This is a genomic window from Kluyvera sp. STS39-E, assembly GCF_040932435.1.
In the GTDB taxonomy this organism is placed as follows: domain Bacteria; phylum Pseudomonadota; class Gammaproteobacteria; order Enterobacterales; family Enterobacteriaceae; genus Kluyvera.
Genome location: NZ_JBFQGA010000013.1, coordinates 51,979 through 69,949 on the forward strand (window position 1 = coordinate 51,979; position 17,971 = coordinate 69,949).

General features: G+C 55.1%; 17 protein-coding genes. 11 read left to right on the top strand and 6 right to left on the bottom strand.

What is annotated here, in order from left to right; translation table 11 throughout:
- Window positions 1-189 precede the first annotated feature (189 nt).
- Both aphA and AB4K05_RS22690 read left to right on the top strand, forming a co-directional pair.
- Window positions 190-903, top strand: a complete 714-nt coding sequence (aphA, locus tag AB4K05_RS22685) for an acid phosphatase AphA (protein ID WP_368481962.1) — start codon at window positions 190-192, stop codon at window positions 901-903.
- Between the two features lie 130 nt (window positions 904-1,033).
- A complete protein-coding gene (locus tag AB4K05_RS22690) occupies window positions 1,034-1,387 on the top strand; it encodes an MmcQ/YjbR family DNA-binding protein (RefSeq protein WP_368481963.1) in 354 nt (117 codons plus the stop codon).
- On the opposite strand, the gene uvrA is transcribed toward AB4K05_RS22690, so the two are convergent.
- Entirely contained in the window at window positions 1,388-4,213 is a 2,826-nt protein-coding gene (gene uvrA / locus AB4K05_RS22695; RefSeq protein WP_368481964.1) for an excinuclease ABC subunit UvrA, read from the bottom strand.
- Window positions 4,214-4,466: 253 nt separating this feature from the next.
- Here uvrA and ssb1 point away from each other — a divergent pair, with 253 nt between their 5' ends.
- From ssb1 to AB4K05_RS22715, 4 genes are all read left to right on the top strand, one after another.
- Window positions 4,467-5,003 (top strand): single-stranded DNA-binding protein SSB1, encoded by a 537-nt coding sequence (gene ssb1, locus AB4K05_RS22700; RefSeq protein WP_368481965.1) that lies wholly within the window; start codon window positions 4,467-4,469, stop codon window positions 5,001-5,003.
- 243 nt (window positions 5,004-5,246) lie between these two features.
- Entirely contained in the window at window positions 5,247-6,854 is a 1,608-nt protein-coding gene (locus AB4K05_RS22705; RefSeq protein WP_368481966.1) for a gamma-glutamyltransferase family protein, read from the top strand.
- 32 nt (window positions 6,855-6,886) lie between these two features.
- Window positions 6,887-8,206: an oxalate/formate MFS antiporter gene (gene oxlT, locus AB4K05_RS22710; protein ID WP_368481967.1), complete on the top strand. Its 1,320-nt coding sequence runs from the start codon at window positions 6,887-6,889 to the stop codon at window positions 8,204-8,206.
- 14 nt (window positions 8,207-8,220) lie between these two features.
- Window positions 8,221-8,928, top strand: coding sequence for a GntR family transcriptional regulator (locus tag AB4K05_RS22715; protein ID WP_368481968.1), 708 nt, complete (start codon window positions 8,221-8,223; stop codon window positions 8,926-8,928).
- A 10-nt stretch (window positions 8,929-8,938) separates the two neighbouring features.
- Here the strand turns inward: AB4K05_RS22715 and AB4K05_RS22720 are convergent, their stop codons facing one another.
- The 3 genes from AB4K05_RS22720 to soxS form a co-directional block, all read right to left on the bottom strand.
- Window positions 8,939-10,396: a transporter substrate-binding domain-containing protein gene (locus AB4K05_RS22720; RefSeq protein WP_368482011.1), complete on the bottom strand. Its 1,458-nt coding sequence runs from the start codon at window positions 10,394-10,396 to the stop codon at window positions 8,939-8,941.
- 189 nt (window positions 10,397-10,585) lie between these two features.
- The gene (locus tag AB4K05_RS22725; protein ID WP_368481969.1) at window positions 10,586-10,867 is read right to left on the bottom strand and encodes a YjcB family protein; all 282 of its coding nucleotides are present in this window, start codon (window positions 10,865-10,867) and stop codon (window positions 10,586-10,588) included.
- Between the two features lie 259 nt (window positions 10,868-11,126).
- Window positions 11,127-11,456, bottom strand: a complete 330-nt coding sequence (gene soxS / locus AB4K05_RS22730; protein ID WP_368481970.1) for a superoxide response transcriptional regulator SoxS — start codon at window positions 11,454-11,456, stop codon at window positions 11,127-11,129.
- 87 nt (window positions 11,457-11,543) lie between these two features.
- On the opposite strand from soxS, the gene soxR reads away from it, so the two are divergent.
- On the top strand, window positions 11,544-12,002 hold the full coding sequence (gene soxR / locus AB4K05_RS22735) for a redox-sensitive transcriptional activator SoxR (protein ID WP_368481971.1): 459 nt from the start codon (window positions 11,544-11,546) through the stop codon (window positions 12,000-12,002).
- Between the two features lie 65 nt (window positions 12,003-12,067).
- On the opposite strand, the gene AB4K05_RS22740 is transcribed toward soxR, so the two are convergent.
- The gene (locus tag AB4K05_RS22740; RefSeq protein ID WP_368481972.1) at window positions 12,068-12,301 is read right to left on the bottom strand and encodes a hypothetical protein; all 234 of its coding nucleotides are present in this window, start codon (window positions 12,299-12,301) and stop codon (window positions 12,068-12,070) included.
- 183 nt (window positions 12,302-12,484) lie between these two features.
- Here AB4K05_RS22740 and AB4K05_RS22745 point away from each other — a divergent pair, with 183 nt between their 5' ends.
- Together AB4K05_RS22745 and AB4K05_RS22750 are read left to right on the top strand one after the other, a co-directional pair.
- A complete protein-coding gene (locus tag AB4K05_RS22745; RefSeq protein WP_368481973.1) occupies window positions 12,485-13,834 on the top strand; it encodes an NCS2 family permease in 1,350 nt (449 codons plus the stop codon).
- A gap of 206 nt (window positions 13,835-14,040) precedes the next feature.
- The gene (locus AB4K05_RS22750) at window positions 14,041-15,687 is read left to right on the top strand and encodes a Na+/H+ antiporter (protein ID WP_368481974.1); all 1,647 of its coding nucleotides are present in this window, start codon (window positions 14,041-14,043) and stop codon (window positions 15,685-15,687) included.
- A 138-nt stretch (window positions 15,688-15,825) separates the two neighbouring features.
- Here AB4K05_RS22750 and AB4K05_RS22755 read toward each other — a convergent pair whose 3' ends face one another.
- A complete protein-coding gene (locus tag AB4K05_RS22755; RefSeq protein ID WP_368481975.1) occupies window positions 15,826-16,710 on the bottom strand; it encodes a LysR family transcriptional regulator in 885 nt (294 codons plus the stop codon).
- 102 nt (window positions 16,711-16,812) lie between these two features.
- On the opposite strand from AB4K05_RS22755, the gene AB4K05_RS22760 reads away from it, so the two are divergent.
- Both AB4K05_RS22760 and AB4K05_RS22765 read left to right on the top strand, forming a co-directional pair.
- Window positions 16,813-17,223, top strand: coding sequence for a CidA/LrgA family protein (locus AB4K05_RS22760; RefSeq protein WP_368481976.1), 411 nt, complete (start codon window positions 16,813-16,815; stop codon window positions 17,221-17,223).
- A complete protein-coding gene (locus tag AB4K05_RS22765) occupies window positions 17,216-17,905 on the top strand; it encodes an LrgB family protein (protein ID WP_368481977.1) in 690 nt (229 codons plus the stop codon). The genes AB4K05_RS22760 and AB4K05_RS22765 overlap by 8 nt, the downstream gene beginning before the upstream one ends.
- Window positions 17,906-17,971: the final 66 nt, after the last annotated feature.

The window sequence follows — 17,971 nt, forward strand, 5'->3', positions numbered from 1 at the left end:
TCACTCTGGCTCAAAGGCATGTGTTGAGCCAGAGTGTTTCCGAATAATCAAAATGTGATCCCCTTACTTTTTCTGTGATTATTCTTAGATAATCCTTTCTTTCATCGACCTCAAACGGTAAGGTCCCAGTGTTTTTGGGAATTATTGCCCACTTTATGACAATAACGAATCGACGAATTAAGGGAAATTATGCGCAAGATTACGCAAGCTCTCAGTGCCGTCTGCTTGTTATTTGCACTGAATGCTTCGGTGACGGCTCACGCGTCGTCTCCTGCTCCGCTTTACCCCGGTACTGATGTAGCAAAATTGGCTGAGCAAGCGCCTATTCACTGGGTTTCTGTGGCACAAATCGAAAATAGTCTGATTAGCCATCCACCGATGGCGGTTGGTTTTGATATCGATGATACCGTCCTTTTTTCCAGCCCCGGCTTCTGGCGTGGGCAGCGAACCTACTCGCCGGACAGCCAAGATTATCTGAAAAATCCGGCTTTTTGGGAAAAAATGAACAACGGCTGGGATGCATTCAGCATTCCGAAAGAAGTGGCCCGTTCGCTGATCGCGATGCACGTGAAGCGCGGTGACAGTATTTACTTTGTTACTGGCCGCAGCCAAACGCAAACTGAAACCGTGTCGAAAACGCTGCAGGACTATTTCCTGATCCCCGGTGTAAACATGAATCCGGTGATTTTTGCTGGCGATAATCCAGGGCAGAACACGAAAACACAATGGCTGAAAGAGAAGAACATTCGGGTGTTCTACGGCGATTCTGACAACGATATCACCGCTGCGCGTGAGGCGGGAGCTAGAGGCATCCGGGTACTGCGCGCCTCTAACTCCACGTATCGCCCGCTGCCGCATGCCGGCAGCTTCAATGAAGAAGTGATCGTCAACTCCGAGTATTGAGTGCGGCACCAAGAAATGATGCTCTTTTGGGTAAAATAACGCGCCGGAAGGTTTAACCTTTCGGCGTCTTGTTGCACACTGAAGGTGATGATTTTTTGCACAGGTGGCGTTAACCCAAAGGAGTATAACGATGACCAGTTCGGATCTTCTGCTGTATTGCATGGCTAAACGTGGCGCGGAACAGAGCGTGCACAGCGACTGGAAGGCAACTCAGATTAAAGTGGCCGATGTACTTTTCGCGATGGTAAAGGATGTGGAAGACCGCCCGGCGGTGTCACTGAAAACCAGCCCCGAACTGGCAGAGTTGCTGCGTGAGCAGCACAAAGATGTGCGTCCAAGCCGCCATCTTAATAAAGCGCACTGGAGCACGGTGTATCTCGACGGCTCGTTGCCAAATTCGCAGATTTACTATCTGGTCGATGCGTCGTATCAGCTGGCGGTGGACCTGCTGCCGGATGCGCTCCGGCAGCAGATGTACTCGTAGTTACTGTAGCAGTGGTTTGAGGAAACGCGCGGTGTGCGAGGCTTCGCAGTTAGCCACCGTTTCAGGCGTACCGGAAACGAGAATTTCCCCGCCGCCGCTGCCGCCTTCTGGACCCAGGTCGACAATCCAGTCTGCCGTTTTAATGACATCCAAGTTGTGCTCAATGACCACGATAGTGTTGCCCTGATCGCGAAGCTGATGCAGCACTTCCAGCAACTGCTGGATATCCGCGAAGTGCAGGCCGGTAGTCGGCTCATCAAGAATATACAGCGTCTGACCGGTGCCGCGTTTTGACAGTTCGCGCGCCAGTTTCACGCGCTGCGCTTCACCGCCGGACAGCGTCGTGGCCGACTGGCCAAGGCGAATGTAGGTCAGGCCAACGTCCATCAGCGTTTGCAGCTTACGCGCTAACGCCGGTACCGCATCGAAGAACTCACGGGCTTCTTCAATGGTCATATCCAGCACTTCGTGGATGGTCTTACCCTTGTACTTAATCTCTAGCGTTTCGCGGTTATAGCGTTTGCCTTTGCACTGATCGCACGGCACGTAGATATCCGGCAGGAAGTGCATTTCGACTTTGATGACGCCGTCGCCCTGACAGGCTTCGCAGCGTCCACCGCGCACGTTAAAGCTAAAGCGCCCCGGTGTGTAACCGCGCGCACGCGACTCCGGCACGCCGGCAAACAGCTCGCGCACTGGGGTAAATACGCCGGTGTAGGTTGCCGGGTTTGAGCGCGGAGTACGACCGATAGGGCTCTGGTCGATATCGATAACTTTATCGAAATGCTCCAACCCCTGTACGTCGCGATACGGTGCTGGTTCAGCGATAGTGGCGCCGTTTAGCTGGGTCTGAGCTATCGGGAACAGAGTATCGTTAATCAACGTCGATTTACCCGAGCCGGATACGCCGGTGATACAGGTAAACAGCCCGACAGGCAGGGTCAGGGTCACGTCTTTTAAGTTGTTGCCCGATGCGCCCGTCAGCTTGAGCACTTTTTCCGGATCGGCCGGAACGCGATTTTTCGGCACCTCAATTTTGCGTTTACCGCTCATGAACTGCCCGGTTAAGGACTCTGGCACCGCCATAATGTCGTCCAGCGTCCCTTCGGCTACCACCTGGCCGCCGTGCACGCCAGCGCCAGGGCCGATGTCGATGACGTGATCGGCGGCGCGAATTGCGTCTTCGTCGTGCTCAACCACAATTACCGTGTTACCGAGGTTGCGCAGATGAACCAACGTCCCCAGCAGGCGTTCGTTATCCCGCTGGTGCAGGCCGATGGACGGCTCATCCAGCACGTACATCACGCCGACCAGTCCGGCACCAATTTGACTGGCCAGACGAATACGCTGCGCTTCACCACCGGACAGCGTTTCTGCCGAACGGGAGAGGGTGAGGTAGTTCAGGCCGACGTTCACCAAGAACTTCAGGCGATCGCCAATCTCTTTCAGCACTTTTTCAGCAATTTTTGCCCGCTGGCCTGCCAGCTTCAGATTACTGAAGAAGTCCAGCGCGTGGCCGATGCTCATATCGGAAATGGTTGGCAGCGGCGTATTTTCAACGTACACGTGACGCGCTTCGCGACGCAGACGGGTGCCGTGGCAGCTGGTACATGAGCGGTTGCTGATAAATTTCGCCAGCTCTTCGCGCACGGCGCTGGATTCCGTCTCTTTATAACGGCGCTCCATGTTGTGCAGCACGCCCTCGAAAGGATGACGGCGAACGGAGGTATCGCCACGGTCGTTGATGTATTTGAATTCAATCGACTCTTTGCCTGAACCGTACAGAATGGCTTTCTGTGCGACGGCACCGAGGGTATCCCACGGTGCTTCGATATCGAACTGGTAGTGTTCTGCCAGCGACTTCAGCATCTGGAAGTAATAGAAGTTGCGGCGATCCCAGCCACGGATTGCGCCACCGGCTAGCGACAGCTCGGGATTCTGAATCACGCGATCTGGATCGAAATACTGCTGTACGCCAAGCCCATCACAGGTTGGGCAAGCGCCAGCTGGGTTGTTGAACGAGAACAGGCGCGGTTCCAGCTCACGCATGCTGTAGCCGCAAATCGGGCAGGCGAAGTTGGCGGAGAACAGCAGCTCATCCGCTTTAGGGTCGTCCATATCGGAGACCACCGCCGTACCGCCGGAGAGATCCAGCGCGGTTTCGAAAGATTCTGCCAGCCGCTGCGCCAGATCGTCGCGTACTTTAAAGCGGTCGATGACCACTTCAATGGTGTGTTTCTTTTGCAGTTCAAGCTTTGGCGGATCGGAGAGATCGCAAACTTCACCGTCGATACGCGCACGGATATAGCCTTGGCTTGCCAAGTTTTCCAGCGTCTTGGTGTGCTCGCCTTTACGCTCTTTGATAATCGGCGCCAGCAGCATCAGGCGTTTGCCCTCTGGCTGGGACAACACATTATCGACCATTTGGCTGACGGTTTGCGCCGCCAGTGGCACATCGTGATCCGGGCAACGCGGCTCGCCGACGCGGGCGTACAGCAGGCGCAGGTAGTCGTGAATCTCGGTGATGGTACCGACGGTAGAACGCGGGTTGTGCGAGGTCGACTTCTGCTCGATGGAGATAGCCGGCGACAGCCCTTCAATATGATCGACGTCCGGCTTTTCCATCAGCGACAGGAACTGGCGCGCATAGGCAGAAAGCGATTCTACATAGCGGCGCTGCCCTTCAGCATAGAGGGTGTCGAAAGCCAATGAGGATTTACCAGACCCAGACAGCCCGGTCACGACAATCAATTTGTCGCGAGGGATGACGAGGTTGATGTTTTTGAGATTATGGGTGCGGGCGCCCCGAACTTCGATCTTATCCATTCACCTTTCCCGGTAGAAGATACACGGATTGCCTGGTTTGTTAGAAGGACAAACGGCAGAAACGGCTAATTATGACACAACTTAACCTGAATGGATATACAGTGTTGGAACGTCGCTCGGAGTCGCCAATGAAAAAATGTCGAGTGACAAGATGTTTACTGGAATATGTCTCGCGGCTATCAAAAGACCGTGTGGAAATGATACACTCGCGCGTTTACACTTAATCAAGAATCGTTATTCAGGAGAGACAAACATGGCCAGCAGAGGCGTAAACAAGGTGATTCTCGTCGGTAATCTGGGCCAGGACCCGGAAGTACGCTACATGCCGAATGGTGGCGCAGTTGCCAACATTACGCTGGCTACTTCCGAATCCTGGCGTGATAAAGCGACCGGTGAAATGAAAGAGCAGACCGAATGGCACCGTGTTGTGCTGTTTGGCAAACTGGCGGAAGTTGCGGCTGAATACCTGCGTAAAGGTTCTCAGGTCTATATCGAAGGCCAGCTGCGTACTCGCAAATGGACCGATCAGTCAGGCGTAGAAAAATACACCACTGAAGTCGTGGTTAACGTTGGCGGCACCATGCAGATGCTGGGTGGCCGTCAGGGTGGCGGCGCACCAGCTGGCGGTAACGCAGGCGGCGGTCAGCAGCAGGGTGGTTGGGGTCAGCCTCAGCAACCTCAGGGCGGCAACCAGTTCAGCGGCGGCGCGCAGTCTCGCCCGCAGCAGCAGTCCGCTCCGGCACCGTCTAACGAACCGCCAATGGACTTCGACGACGATATCCCGTTCTAAGGCTGGCACTCGGCAGCTAAGAAATAAAAGACCCCGCTTCGGCGGGGTTTTTTGTTTCTGCCAGTAGATGATTTTTCGCACCATGACCCGTCATCGGCACCGTTTCGGTGCGCATGTTGCCCACTCAGAAAAAATAGCAAAAAACGGAAAACACCATAACTGCAAGATAAATAAAGAAAATAATAACTGGCACGGTTTGTGCCTACATCAATGTATACACTCATGTAGGCAAGGTGACCGGCAATGACTCAGTACCAATCAGCAAGATGTATGCAGGGGATGGCCGTTGCGCCGCACTCGCTGGCTGCGGAAAGCGCGGTCGCGGTGCTGCGCGATGGCGGGAACGCGATTGAAGCAATGGTGGCCGCCGCAGCGACCATAGCTGTGGTCTACCCGCATATGAATGGTATCGGTGGTGACGGCTTCTGGTTAATTTCCTCGCCGGGAAAAGAGCCGGTGGCGATCCAGGCCTGCGGGTTTGCGGCAGAAAAAGCCAATATCGCCTTTTACCAGCAGGCGGGCTATTCGCAGATCCCGGTGCGCGGGCCGCTGGCGGCAAACACCGTCGCTGGAACAGTGTCCGGTTGGGAGCAAGCGCTGGCGTGGGCTGAGCAAAATAGCGCAAAAGCGCCGTTACCGCTGCCTCGTTTACTAAAAGATGCCGTGCACTACGCGCGCCACGGTGTACCTGTCTCGCCGGGCCTGCACCAACAAATTGCCTCGCGTTTGGAACAACTGCGCCAGTATCCTGGTTTTAGCGGTCTGTTTGCCCCGGCGGGTGAGGCACTGGGCGTAAATGAATTACTGTTCCAGCCAGCCCTAGCAAATACCCTTGAAAGGTTGGCTGGCAACGGGCTTGGCGATTTCTATCACGGTGAAACCGCACGCCTGATGAGCGCTGAGCTGGAAGCTGCGGGCAGCCTACTGCGCTTTAACGATCTCGACCGGTTTAGTGCTTCACAGGTCAAGCCGCTGGCGCTGCACACGGACGCGGGCACGGTATATAACCTGCCGCCGCCGTCGCAGGGGCTGGTGTCATTGCTGATCACCGGCATTCTTGAGCAGCAGCGGAAAAAGGGCGTTATCCGCGATGAGGCCGACTTTGTGCACCACTGCGTCGAAGCGACCAAGTTGGCGTTCAATCTACGGGATCGCCATATCACCGATCCGGCCCACATGACGCTTGATCCGCAGTGCTTACTTACTGCCGAAAACATTGCCGATCTAAGTTCCCAGATAGCCGCAGACCGCGCGCTGCCGTGGGGAAAAGGGCGCGGCCCTGCAGATACCATCTGGATGGGCGTTATCGATGGTTCGGGCACTGCGGTGAGTTTTATCCAGAGCATTTACCACGAATTCGGCAGCGCGGTGATTCTGCCGGACAGCGGCGTTATCTGGCAAAACCGTGGCAGCAGCTTCTCGCTGGATCCAAAAGCAACCAATCCGCTTCAGCCGGGGCGCTTGCCGTTTCATACCCTCAACCCCGCGCTGGCTCGCCTGACAGACGGTGGGCTGCTGGTTTACGGCAGCATGGGCGGCGATGGACAACCGCAAACGCTGGCGGCGGTTTTTGACCGTATCGTTAACCAGAACATGACGCCTCAGGCGGCTATTACCGCCCCGCGCTGGCTATTAGGCCGCACTTGGGGTGAAAGCAGCGACACTCTCAAGATAGAAAGCCGCCTTAGAGCGGAGACTACCGACACCCTCAAACAGTACGGCCATGACGTCGAGATTTACCCCCCTTATGACGACCTCATGGGGCATGCCGGAGCAATACTTCGGCATCGCAACGGCATGCTGGAAGGCGGCAGCGACCCGCGAAGTGACGGCGGCGTAGCCCGCTGGTAACGCCAGCATTTTCCAAAAGAAACATTCCTAGAATGCCGCGACGCACAAAGGCGTTGCGCATTCTGGCGGCATTTTTTCGTCTATTGGAGCGTAATATGACCGTTCTCAGAGAACCGTTGGTGACACCAAAATTTGGCAAATGGACGCAGCTTGTCCTCGGGCTTATCTGCATGGCATCTATTTCCAGCCCGCAGTATGTCTGGACGTTATTAACCAAACCGCTGACTGAAAAGCTGGGCGTGGGGCTGCCGGAACTGCAGGTAACATTCTCTCTGCTTATCATTCTGCAGACCTTTTTTTCACCGTTCCAAGGGCGTCTGGTTGAGCGGTTTGGTCCGCGTCTTTTGATTTCCATTGGCACCGTGATGGCGGGGCTGAGTTGGGTGCTGTCGGCGCATATTAATGGTCTGGTGGCGCTGTATATCGTGTATGGCTGCATCGGCGGTTTGGGGACCGGGATTGTCTATATTGGGGTGGTGGGGCTAATGGTGAAATGGTTCCCGCAAAACCGTGGCTTTGCGGCGGGGGCTGTGGCAGCGGGATATGGAATGGGGGCGATTTTAACCACCTTCCCAATTGCCATCTCACTTGGCAACTACGGCCTCGAGCAGACCATGACTGTGTTTGGCCTTATCTTTGCCGCCGTGGGGCTGCTGGCAAGCCAAGGTTTGAGTTTGCCGCCAAACATGACGGCACGGTCGGTTAGCCATAAAGTGGCGCAGAGTACGCGCCAGTTCACCTCCCGGGAAATGCTACGCCAACCGCTGTTCTGGCTGATGTTTGCCATGATGGCGATGATGTCGACTTCTGGGTTGATGGTGACTTCGCAGATGGCGGTATTTGCCGAAGATTTTGGGATCAGCAAGGCGGTAGTTTTCGGGATGGCGGCGCTTCCGTTGGCATTAACCATTGACCGATTTACCAACGGTCTAACACGCCCGCTGTTTGGTTTTATCTCCGACCGTTATGGCCGTGAGAAAACCATGTTTATCGCCTTTGCACTGGAAGGCTGCGCCATGACGTTGTGGCTGGCGTGCCGTGAAGATCCCCTGCTTTTCGTATTGCTCTCGGGGGTGGTGTTTTTCGGCTGGGGCGAAATTTTCTCCCTGTTCCCGTCCACGTTAACCGATACCTTTGGCAGCGAACACGCCGCATCGAACTACGGCTGGCTGTATATTTCACAGGGCATTGGCTCGATTTTCGGCGGCCCGTTGGCGGCGCTGCTGTATCAACATACGCAGGGATGGCACGTGGTCTTCGGCTGCGCAATAGCGCTTGATTTCATTACGGCCGGGCTGGCACTGTGTGTGTTAAAACCTTGGCGTGCGCGGTTTATCCGCCAACATAGCTAATAGCGGAGTTTTCCATGACGGCAATGACATCTGAACCCACGCCGCTGCTTGCGCATTCGGAACGTGTTTATCTGCAGATACGGCAGGAGATTTACCAGTTCGTCCTCCTGCCCGGTGACCGCTTTACGGAGGTGGACATTGCCCGTCGCCTAGGATGCTCCCGCACGCCGGTTCGAGAAGCGCTGCTACTGCTGCAAAATGAAGGCCTGCTGCGGCGCTGCTTACGTAACGGCTGGGAAGTTTTTCCCATTGATTTTGATGTGTACGAAGATCTCTATGAGACCCGCGCGCTGATTGAGGTGAATTCGGTCAGGAGTTTGTGCAGTTCAACCTCGCCAAAGGTGAACCGTGAGGTGTTGGTTAGCCTCAAGGCCATCTGGCAGGTTGCGCCCCAGGCCCAGCTTTTGGCATGCGACGATATTGCGTCGTTGGATGAGCAGTTCCATATTGCCCTGACGGAGGCTGCCGGTAACCGCGAGCTGGCCAATATCCTGACGAATATCACCAACCGTATCCGTATTATGCGACGGCTCGATTTTGAGTATGAAACGCGTGTCGCGCAGACCTATAAGGAGCATGCTGAGCTGCTAGAGGCGATAGAGCAACGGGATGAAGAAAGGGCGGTGGCGCTCATTTCTGCTCATATTACCGATGCTTATAAAGGTGCCAGTACGATCACCCTGCGACGCTTGCAGGGCGTTCGAGCGACACAAATACGCTGATAGCGCTGCGTCAGGTCCGTTTTTCTATCTCTGGGAGCGTCGGCGGCTTGCCCGTCGCCGCCCGCTTGCGGTTCATCTCATCGAGAATCAGCCGGTAGGCGATGTAGTACTTATAGATATTGCTCACGTAGGTCACCGTTTCGGCACCAATTTTCTCGGCGGCGAGGTTCTCAACGTTGCCAAACCAGATGTTAGGATCAAAACCGCGCTTTAGCGTTTCTGCACGTAGCCGGGCAATGCGCGCCGGGCCTGCGTTATAAGAGGCGAATGAGAACAGGGCTTTATCTAGCTGCGTCATTGGCTCGTCGCTGTAGTAGCGATCGATCATCCAGCGCATATATTTCACTCCAGCGTGAATGTTTGGATCCAACAGTTTGATATCACCAACCTGCAATTCTTTGCCGGTTTTCGGCATGACCTGCATGACGCCGATTGCCCCAACGTGGCTACGCACAGATTGATCGAGCTTCGACTCCTGATATCCCTGCGCCGCCATCAGCAGCCAGTCGACATCGTAGCGATCGCCATACTTTCTGAAGACTTCGACCATTTTTAAAAACTTGCGTCGTTCTTTCTCGGCGGCGGCGTTTTTAACGTAGTCTGCGCTCTTGAGATAGCGCAGCAGCAGCGTATTCCCCAGCGTACTGCCCTGGCGGTGGTCTTTCACAAAACCGTTCAACGCGGCCAATAACTGCGGATTATCTTTACGCACCGCCCAAGCGATGCTGCCGTTATCGCGCAGCACTATATCTTCATGCACGCTGATTTTTGGAAACATCTGTTTCCAGAATATGGCCTTGTGGCGATCGACAACGATCAGCGGGATTAGCCCAGCGTTGAGCATCTCCAACAGATCTTCATCCTCCAGCACTTCGGGGGCCGGTTTGATAACGATCGGTGGCCGTTGTTCTTTTTTCAAGCGGACATTCTGAGCGAGCAGGCTCTCGTAATAGCTTGATGAGAGGCGCACGAATACCGTTTTGCCGCTGAGGTCGTCTAGGCTTTTGACCAGTGGAGAGGCGGGGCCTGAGACCAACAGTTCTTGGATCCCGGTATAGAGTGGGTCGGCAAAGGTGACCTCTTTTTGCCGCGAAGGCGTGATGGTGAGATTGGCCGCGGCAATATCGCCTTTGCCTTCGTTAAGCGCCGTAAAAAGGGTATCCCGCGTGACCGGGACGAAGATGATCCGTACCTTGAGGTGTCGTTGCTTGAGCTTGTTCTCTTTTGCCAGTTGCTCATTCAGGCTGCGCTCAAAGGCGGCAAAAATATCGTGCGTTGCCCCACGTTGTTGGCCTTTATTGATAAAAAAGAAAGTCTTACTGTAGGTCGTCAATACCCGGATCACCCGTCGGTCGAGCATGCCGGAAAGATCGCCTTTCCACGGCTGCATGATGGTTTCAGTATTAACCTCCAGCGTATCGGGCGCCTCGTTTTTTGCCGGGGCGGCATATACCGTGAAGGAAAGCATCAGAGCGCTAAGACAGGGGATCAGAAGGTGATGGAAAGGGATGGCGTTCATGGTGCGGCACTCCGCAGGGCACATCTTCTTATTTTAGTCGAGCGGCGCTAAAAGAGAGGCTTTCTGAGCGGGGGCTATCTAGGGTTTCAGGCAATAAAAAACCCCGATAAATCGGGGCTCATGTATTCGTTGTGGCGCTTAGTACATTGCAACAGGCCATTCCGGCGGCGCGTGGCTCATGACCTCAACCATCACATCTTTGATATTGTTCAGAATGGTCGAAATGTCTACCAACGTAAGGCCCAGTAAACCGGTCGCAAACCAACAGGCTGCTGCCACACCGAGCATGCCGCTGATGACCGCCAGCCCGGCGTAGTCTGATTTACGAAGTTGAATCTTAAGGGTACTGGCGATAAACATCAGCACCGCGCTGGTTAGCGGCCAGCGTAACAACGCGACGCCCGCGGTAATTGAAACCATGAGACCTTATCCTCGGAGATAAACAATACAGTGCCCTGACAGCGCATTGTTTAATGAGGCTCAAGGCACTCTGGCTATCTGGGGGCAGTCAAAATTGAGATGAAACACCGTTTCTGTTTCAATCTATTTTGTGAACTATATCACATTTGTTGCTTTATTCACCAGAGGGAGGTGCAGGATTTTTGTCAACACATTAACCATATTAATAGTATGGAAATGTTGCTGTCGCGCTGAGCGCAACGACAGCAAAGAGGAAAACCTAAGCGGAGATTTGGTGACGATAGGCCGTCGGCGTGCTGTCGAACTCGCGGCGGAACACGCGAGAGAAGGTCTGCTGCGAGACATACCCCAGATCCATCGCGATATCAAAAATTGGCCGCTGGGTGGTGCGCAGCGCTTCCGCCGCCAGCAGCAGGCGTCGTTGACGAATATAATCTCCCAGTGTCTGATGCATCACTGCGCGGAACATACGCTGCAGGTACCACTTCGAATAGCCGGATTTTTTCGCCACGATATCGATATTAAGCGGTTGCTCGATATGTTCATCAATCCATTCAATTAGCGTTTGAATAATTTCCCGATGGGACATAAGGCACTCCCCGTTGTCTATTTTTGCGTCGATTTCTGTTCTGCTGGCGAGTATAATTCCTCAAGTTAACTTGAGGTAAAGCGGATAATGGAAAAAAAATCGACACGCATAAAAACGTTGCTTTCACCCGGTGAAGTAGCGAAACGAACTGGCGTTGCGGTATCAGCGCTACACTTTTATGAAAGCAAGGGGCTGATTCGTAGCACAAGAAATAGTGGCAATCAGCGGCGCTATAAGCGCGATGTGCTGCGCTACGTGGCGATTATTAAAATTGCCCAACGGTTGGGCATTCCGCTGGCAACCATCGGTGACTCTCTCAGCGTTTTGCCTGAAAACCACACTTTGGGGGCGAAGGACTGGAAGCATCTCACCACTCAATGGCGTGAAGAGTTGGATAAACGTATTCATGCAATGGAGGCGCTGCGCGATCAGTTAAACGGCTGCATCGGCTGTGGCTGTATGTCGCTGCGCGACTGCCCGTTGCGTAACCCTGGCGACAAGCTGGGCGAAGAGGGCACCGGGGCGCGTTTGCTGGAAGAAGAATAACCGTAGGCCGGATAAACGGCAGCGCCATCCGGCGGTTTTGCATGATGCCCGATGGCAGTTTCGCCTTATCGGGCTACAAATAACAATCCCCTCAAAGATGTGACGATTTTTACCACAGAATTGTTGCCAGATTGCGCATTCACGATAACGTTTGCGCATGGGTTGAGCAATTCTTCATCGGCAATCGTTAATTTTGATAAACCCAGGCAAACTTCAGTTGAAAAAGAGGGTGTAAAAGCCAGATAATCGTTTGCCTTGAATTTTCGACCGCTTTTGGCGGCGAAAATGACCAGGCTCACCTTATTACGCACCCGCGTAAATGAGGTATTCCGATTCTTGTATTGTCTGCGCGGAGTTAATCGTTTGCTTTTTTGTGGCTCCCCTATTGCCGCAACGTAGCACATGGAGATGACGCTTAGCTGGCAGTGGATGTTCCACCACGCAGACGAACGAATGATAAAAACTCTCAGGGGATGTTTTCTATGTCTACGCCTTCAGCGCGTACCGGCGGTTCGTTAGACGCTTGGTTTAAAATTTCTTCACGTGGTAGCTCTGTTCGTCAGGAGATTGTCGCCGGTCTTACGACCTTCCTCGCGATGGTGTACTCGGTTATCGTCGTGCCGAGCATGCTTGGCAAAGCCGGTTTCCCTCCTGCTGCGGTATTCGTCGCCACCTGTCTGGTTGCAGGCGTTGGCTCTATCGTGATGGGTCTGTGGGCGAACCTGCCTTTGGCCATCGGTTGCGCCATTTCACTGACCGCCTTCACCGCGTTTAGCTTGGTGCTCGGCCAGCAAATCAGCATTCCGGTTGCCCTCGGCGCAGTATTCCTGATGGGCGTGCTGTTTACCGTCATCTCCGCTTCCGGTATCCGTAGCTGGATTTTGCGCAATTTGCCGCAGGGCATTGCGCATGGCACAGGCATTGGTATCGGCCTGTTCCTGCTGTTGATTGCCGCCAACGGCGTCGGCATGGTTGTGAAAAACCCGATTGAAGGTTTGCCGGTTGCGCTGGGTAAATTCGATAGCTTCCCGGTCATCATGACGCTGGTGGGGCTGGCGATGATTATCGGTCTGGAAAAAATGAAGGTGCCGGGCGGCATTCTGCTGACCATCATCGGCGTGTCTATCGTCGGTCTGATTTTTGACCCGAACGTGCACTTCTCCGGTGTTTTTGCGATGCCATCGCTGAGCGATGAAAACGGCCACTCGCTGATTGGTAGCCTGGATATCATGGGGGCGCTGAACCCTGTGGTTCTGCCAAGCGTACTGGCGCTGGTGATGACGGCGGTGTTTGACGCCACCGGGACTATCCGTGCGGTAGCCGGTCAGGCAAACCTGCTGGATAAAGACGGTCAGATCATTAACGGCGGCAAAGCGCTGACCACTGACTCCCTGAGCAGCGTGTTCTCGGCGGTAGTGGGTGCAGCTCCTGCGGCGGTCTACATTGAGTCGGCAGCGGGTACTGCGGCAGGTGGTAAAACCGGTTTAACCGCGGTGACCGTTGGCGTGCTGTTCCTGCTGATTCTGTTCCTCTCTCCGCTTTCCTACTTGGTCCCAGGTTATGCTACTGCGCCTGCGCTGATGTATGTCGGTCTGCTGATGCTGAGCAACGTGGCGCGTATTGATTTCAACGATTTCGTTGATGCCATGTCCGGCCTCATCACCGCGGTGATGATTGTCCTGACCTGTAACATCGTAACCGGCATCATGATTGGCTTCGCGACCTTGGTGATTGGCCGCGTGGTTTCCGGCGAATGGCGTAAGCTGAATATCGGCACTGTGGTTATCGCTGCGGCGCTGGTTATCTTCTATGCAGGCGGCTGGGCGATTTAATCGCACCTCTGCAGCACAACAAACCCGCCTAATGGCGGGTTTGTTGTTTGTGCCTTGGCAAGACGAAAGGCACAAAGGCGGGCTGGCACTTTTTTTCCATTTTCAGCCACGACTCGTTTCCTTTTGCGTTACTCTGGTATCCGTATAATAAGAAGCACGACGCTTCACGTTTTGAATAATAAGACAACGCTGTAAACAGGGATCGCATGGAAATCTTCTTTACCATACTCATCATGACCCTCGTGGTTTCGCTCTCTGGGGTGGTTACACGCGTACTGCCCTTCCAAGTTCCACTACCGTTAATGCAAATCGCCATCGGGGCGATGCTCGCCTGGCCGACCTTCGGTCTGCACGTCGAATTTGATCCGGAGCTGTTCCTCGTCCTGTTCATCCCGCCGCTGCTGTTCGCCGATGGCTGGAAGACGCCAACGCGTGAGTTTATTGAGCACGGCAGGGAGATCCTCGGGCTGGCGCTGGCGTTAGTGCTGGTGACGGTAGTGGGGATTGGCTTCCTGATTTACTGGATTGTCCCAGGCATTCCGCTCATTCCAGCGTTCGCGCTGGCGGCGGTGCTCTCGCCAACCGATGCCGTGGCGCTCTCGGGGATTGTGGGTGAAGGCCGCATTCCGAAAAAAATCATGGGCATTTTGCAGGGCGAGGCGCTGATGAACGACGCCTCAGGCCTGGTGTCGTTGAAGTTTGCCGTCGCGGTGGCGATGGGGACGATGGTCTTTACCGTCGGCGGGGCCACGGTTGAGTTCCTCAAAGTGGCGATTGGCGGCATCTTAGCGGGCTTCGTGGTCAGTTGGTCGTATGGTCGCTCAATGCGCTTTCTCAGCCGTTGGGGCGGCGATGAGCCAGCCACGCAAATTGTCCTGCTGTTCCTCCTGCCGTTCGCCTCTTACCTGATTGCTGAACATATCGGTGTTTCCGGTATCCTGGCGGCGGTGGCGGCGGGGATGACCATCACTCGTTCAGGCGTGATGCGCACTGCGCCTTTGGCGATGCGTCTGCGTGCCAACAGCACTTGGGCGATGCTGGAGTTTGTGTTTAACGGCATGGTGTTCCTGCTGTTGGGCCTGCAGTTACCGGACATTCTGCAAAGCTCGCTGGTGGCGGCGGAAGCCGATCCGAACGTGGAAACCTGGATGCTGTTTACCGATATCATCCTGATTTACGCGGCGCTGATGCTGGTGCGTTTTGGCTGGCTGTGGACGATGCGCAAATTGAGCCAGCGCTTCTTGAAAAAGAAACCGATGGAGTTTGGCTCCTGGACCACCCGTGAGCTGCTGATTTCCTCGGTGGCGGGTGTGCGCGGGGCGATTACGCTAGCCGGTGTGCTATCGATACCACTGCTGTTGCCGTCCGGTGATGTGTTCCCTGCGCGCTATGAGCTGGTGTTCCTTGCCGCCGGGGTGATTTTGTTCTCGCTGTTTGTCGGCGTGATTGCGCTGCCGATTTTGCTGCGTCATATCGAATCCACCGATAACGTCCAGCAGCGTAAAGAAGAGCGTCTGGCGCGCGCAGCGACGGCGGACGTGGCGATTGTCGCTATCCAGAAAATGGAGGAGCGTCTGGCGGCGGATACGGAAGAGAATATCGATAACCAGCTGCTGACCGAGGTCAGCTCCCGCGTCATCGGTAACCTGCGTCGTCGAGTGGATGGGCGTAATGATGTCGAAACGTCGATGCTGGAAGAGCAGCTCGAACGCCGCTTCCGCCTGGCCGCGCTGCGTTCGGAACGCGGCGAGCTATACCACCTGCGCGCAACAAGGCAAATCAGCAACGAGACTTTGCAGAAGCTGCTGCATGATCTCGACCTGCTGGAAGCGCTGTTGATTGAAGATGCGTAATACGGATAAAGCGTGCGCCGTTCAGTCCCCTCTCCCCAATGGGGAGAGGGCTAGGGTGAGGGGGATGGCTCGGAGCATAAACCCTCACCCCAACCCTCTCCCTTAAAAAGGGAGAGGGAGCGCACCGTGCCTAAATTTCTACTCCGGCAACGTAAACCCCTCGCAGCATTTCAGCCACGCTTGGGCGCTGTGCGACATATACACTCCCTCGCGCCAGATCATCCCCAACTGCCAGCGCAGTTCGCTTTCCAGCGGCAGCCAGCGTAGGGTTTTGGCATCCAGACGTCGGCAAATCGGCTCCGGCAAAATCGCCACGCCGACGCCCGCCTGCACCATAGCGGCGAGAAAATCCCATTGCCCACTGCGCACCGCAATCCGTGGTTTCACATCATGACGGGCGAACAGCTGCATCAGCTGGCGGCTCAGGGCAAAATCTTCGTTATAAATCAGCAAAGGATGAGCCGCTAACTGCTGCGGTGACACCGTGGTTTGCTCCAGCCAGTCGCCGGAGCGTGGCACCAGCACGCATAACGGATGGCTGAACAGCGGTAGGGTGGTGAGCGCGCTCTCTTCCTCGACCGGCAGCGCGGTCATGGCGATATCCAGCTCGCCGTTCATCACCGCCTGCTGCACCGTTAAGCCGCCAAACTCGGAAATTTTTAGCTCTACGCCGGGATAGCGCTGGCGAAACAGACCAATCGGCCCGGCCATCAGCATGCCGACCATCGGTGGAATGCCCAGCCGCAGCACGCCTTTGTTGAGATGATTGATATCGCTAAGTTCGGCTTCAAGCTGGCGAAATTCATCAAGGATCGCCAGCCCGCGCTCAAACACCACCTGCCCGGTATCGGTCATCAGTAGCTTGCGCCCGTCACGAATAAGCAACGTGCAGTTCAGCTCATCTTCTAGGTTTTTGAGCATCTTGCTGATGGTGGGTTGGGTGACGAAAAGCTTCTCCGCCGCGCGGGTAAAGCTCTGCTGGCGAACGACTTCGACAAAGTAGCGCAGCGTTCTGATGTCCATAAGTATGCCTCTAAACTATGCTACCGATGAGTTTAATTCATTTCTGTCATCATCGCGGCCTCACTATACTGTGCGCCTGTGATTTTTTCTGGACATCCCTCCATGGCTGAGGCCTTAGGGCGCGTAGTGCCCTCCGTTTTGAACCGTCTACAGGTACCGGTACAGGTTGTGCTGTATGCGGGACTGTTTGTATTTGCCGAATATCTGGTGAGCTGGTGGCATTTGCCGCTGCCCGCCAATCTGGTGGGGATGGTGCTGCTGCTGGCGCTGATTGTTTGCCACATTGTGCCGCTGAAGTGGGTTCGCGCCGGGTCGCGCTGGTTGCTGGCAGAGATGCTGCTGTTTTTCGTTCCGGCGGTGGTGGCGGTGGTGAACTACGCGCAATTACTGATGATTGATGGCTGGCGTATTTTCTTGGTGATTGCGCTAAGCACCATGATGGTGCTGGGTGCGACGGCCTGGGTGGTCGATAAAGTGTATCGCTTTGAAATGAAACGGATGCGCCATGACTAACTTTCAGCTGAGCGTCGCCTGTTTGGTTGTCACGCTGGTGCTCTATTTTGCCAACAAACGCCTGTATCGCCGCTTTCGCAAACTGCCGCTGATGCCGTTGGTGCTGACGCCGGTTCTACTGGTGCTATTGCTGGTGTTCGGCCATATCTCTTATCAAAACTACATGGGTGAAGCCCACTGGCTACTGTGGCTGCTGGGCCCGGCAACCATTGCGTTTGCCGTTCCGGTGTACGACAACTTGGCGATAATCAAACGCCACTGGATGTCGCTTTCCGCCGGTGTGATTACGGCGACGGTAGTGGCGGTCACCAGTTCAGTGTGGCTGGCTCGCTTGTTTACCTTGTCTGATGAAATTCAACGTAGCCTCGCAGTGCGCTCCATTACCACGCCGTTTGCGCTGGCGGCGGCAAAATCGCTCGGCGGCCAGCCGGAGCTGGTGGCGCTGTTCGTGGTGGTGACCGGGGTATTTGGTATGGCGATTGGCGACGTGCTGTTCTTACGTCTGGCGATTCGTGAAGGCATGGCGAAAGGCGCGGGATTTGGCGCCGCCTCGCACGGGGCGGGAACCGCGCGGTCGTATGAATTGGGGCCGCAGGAAGGGGTTGTCGCCAGCTTAGTGATGATGCTTTCCGGCGTGGTGATGGTGCTGGTGGCACCGTTGGTTGGATGGTTGATGTTTTGAGCCGTCGGTTATGCCGGGTGGCGCTAGCGCTTACCCGGCCTACACGATGGTGCGGTTTGTAGGCCT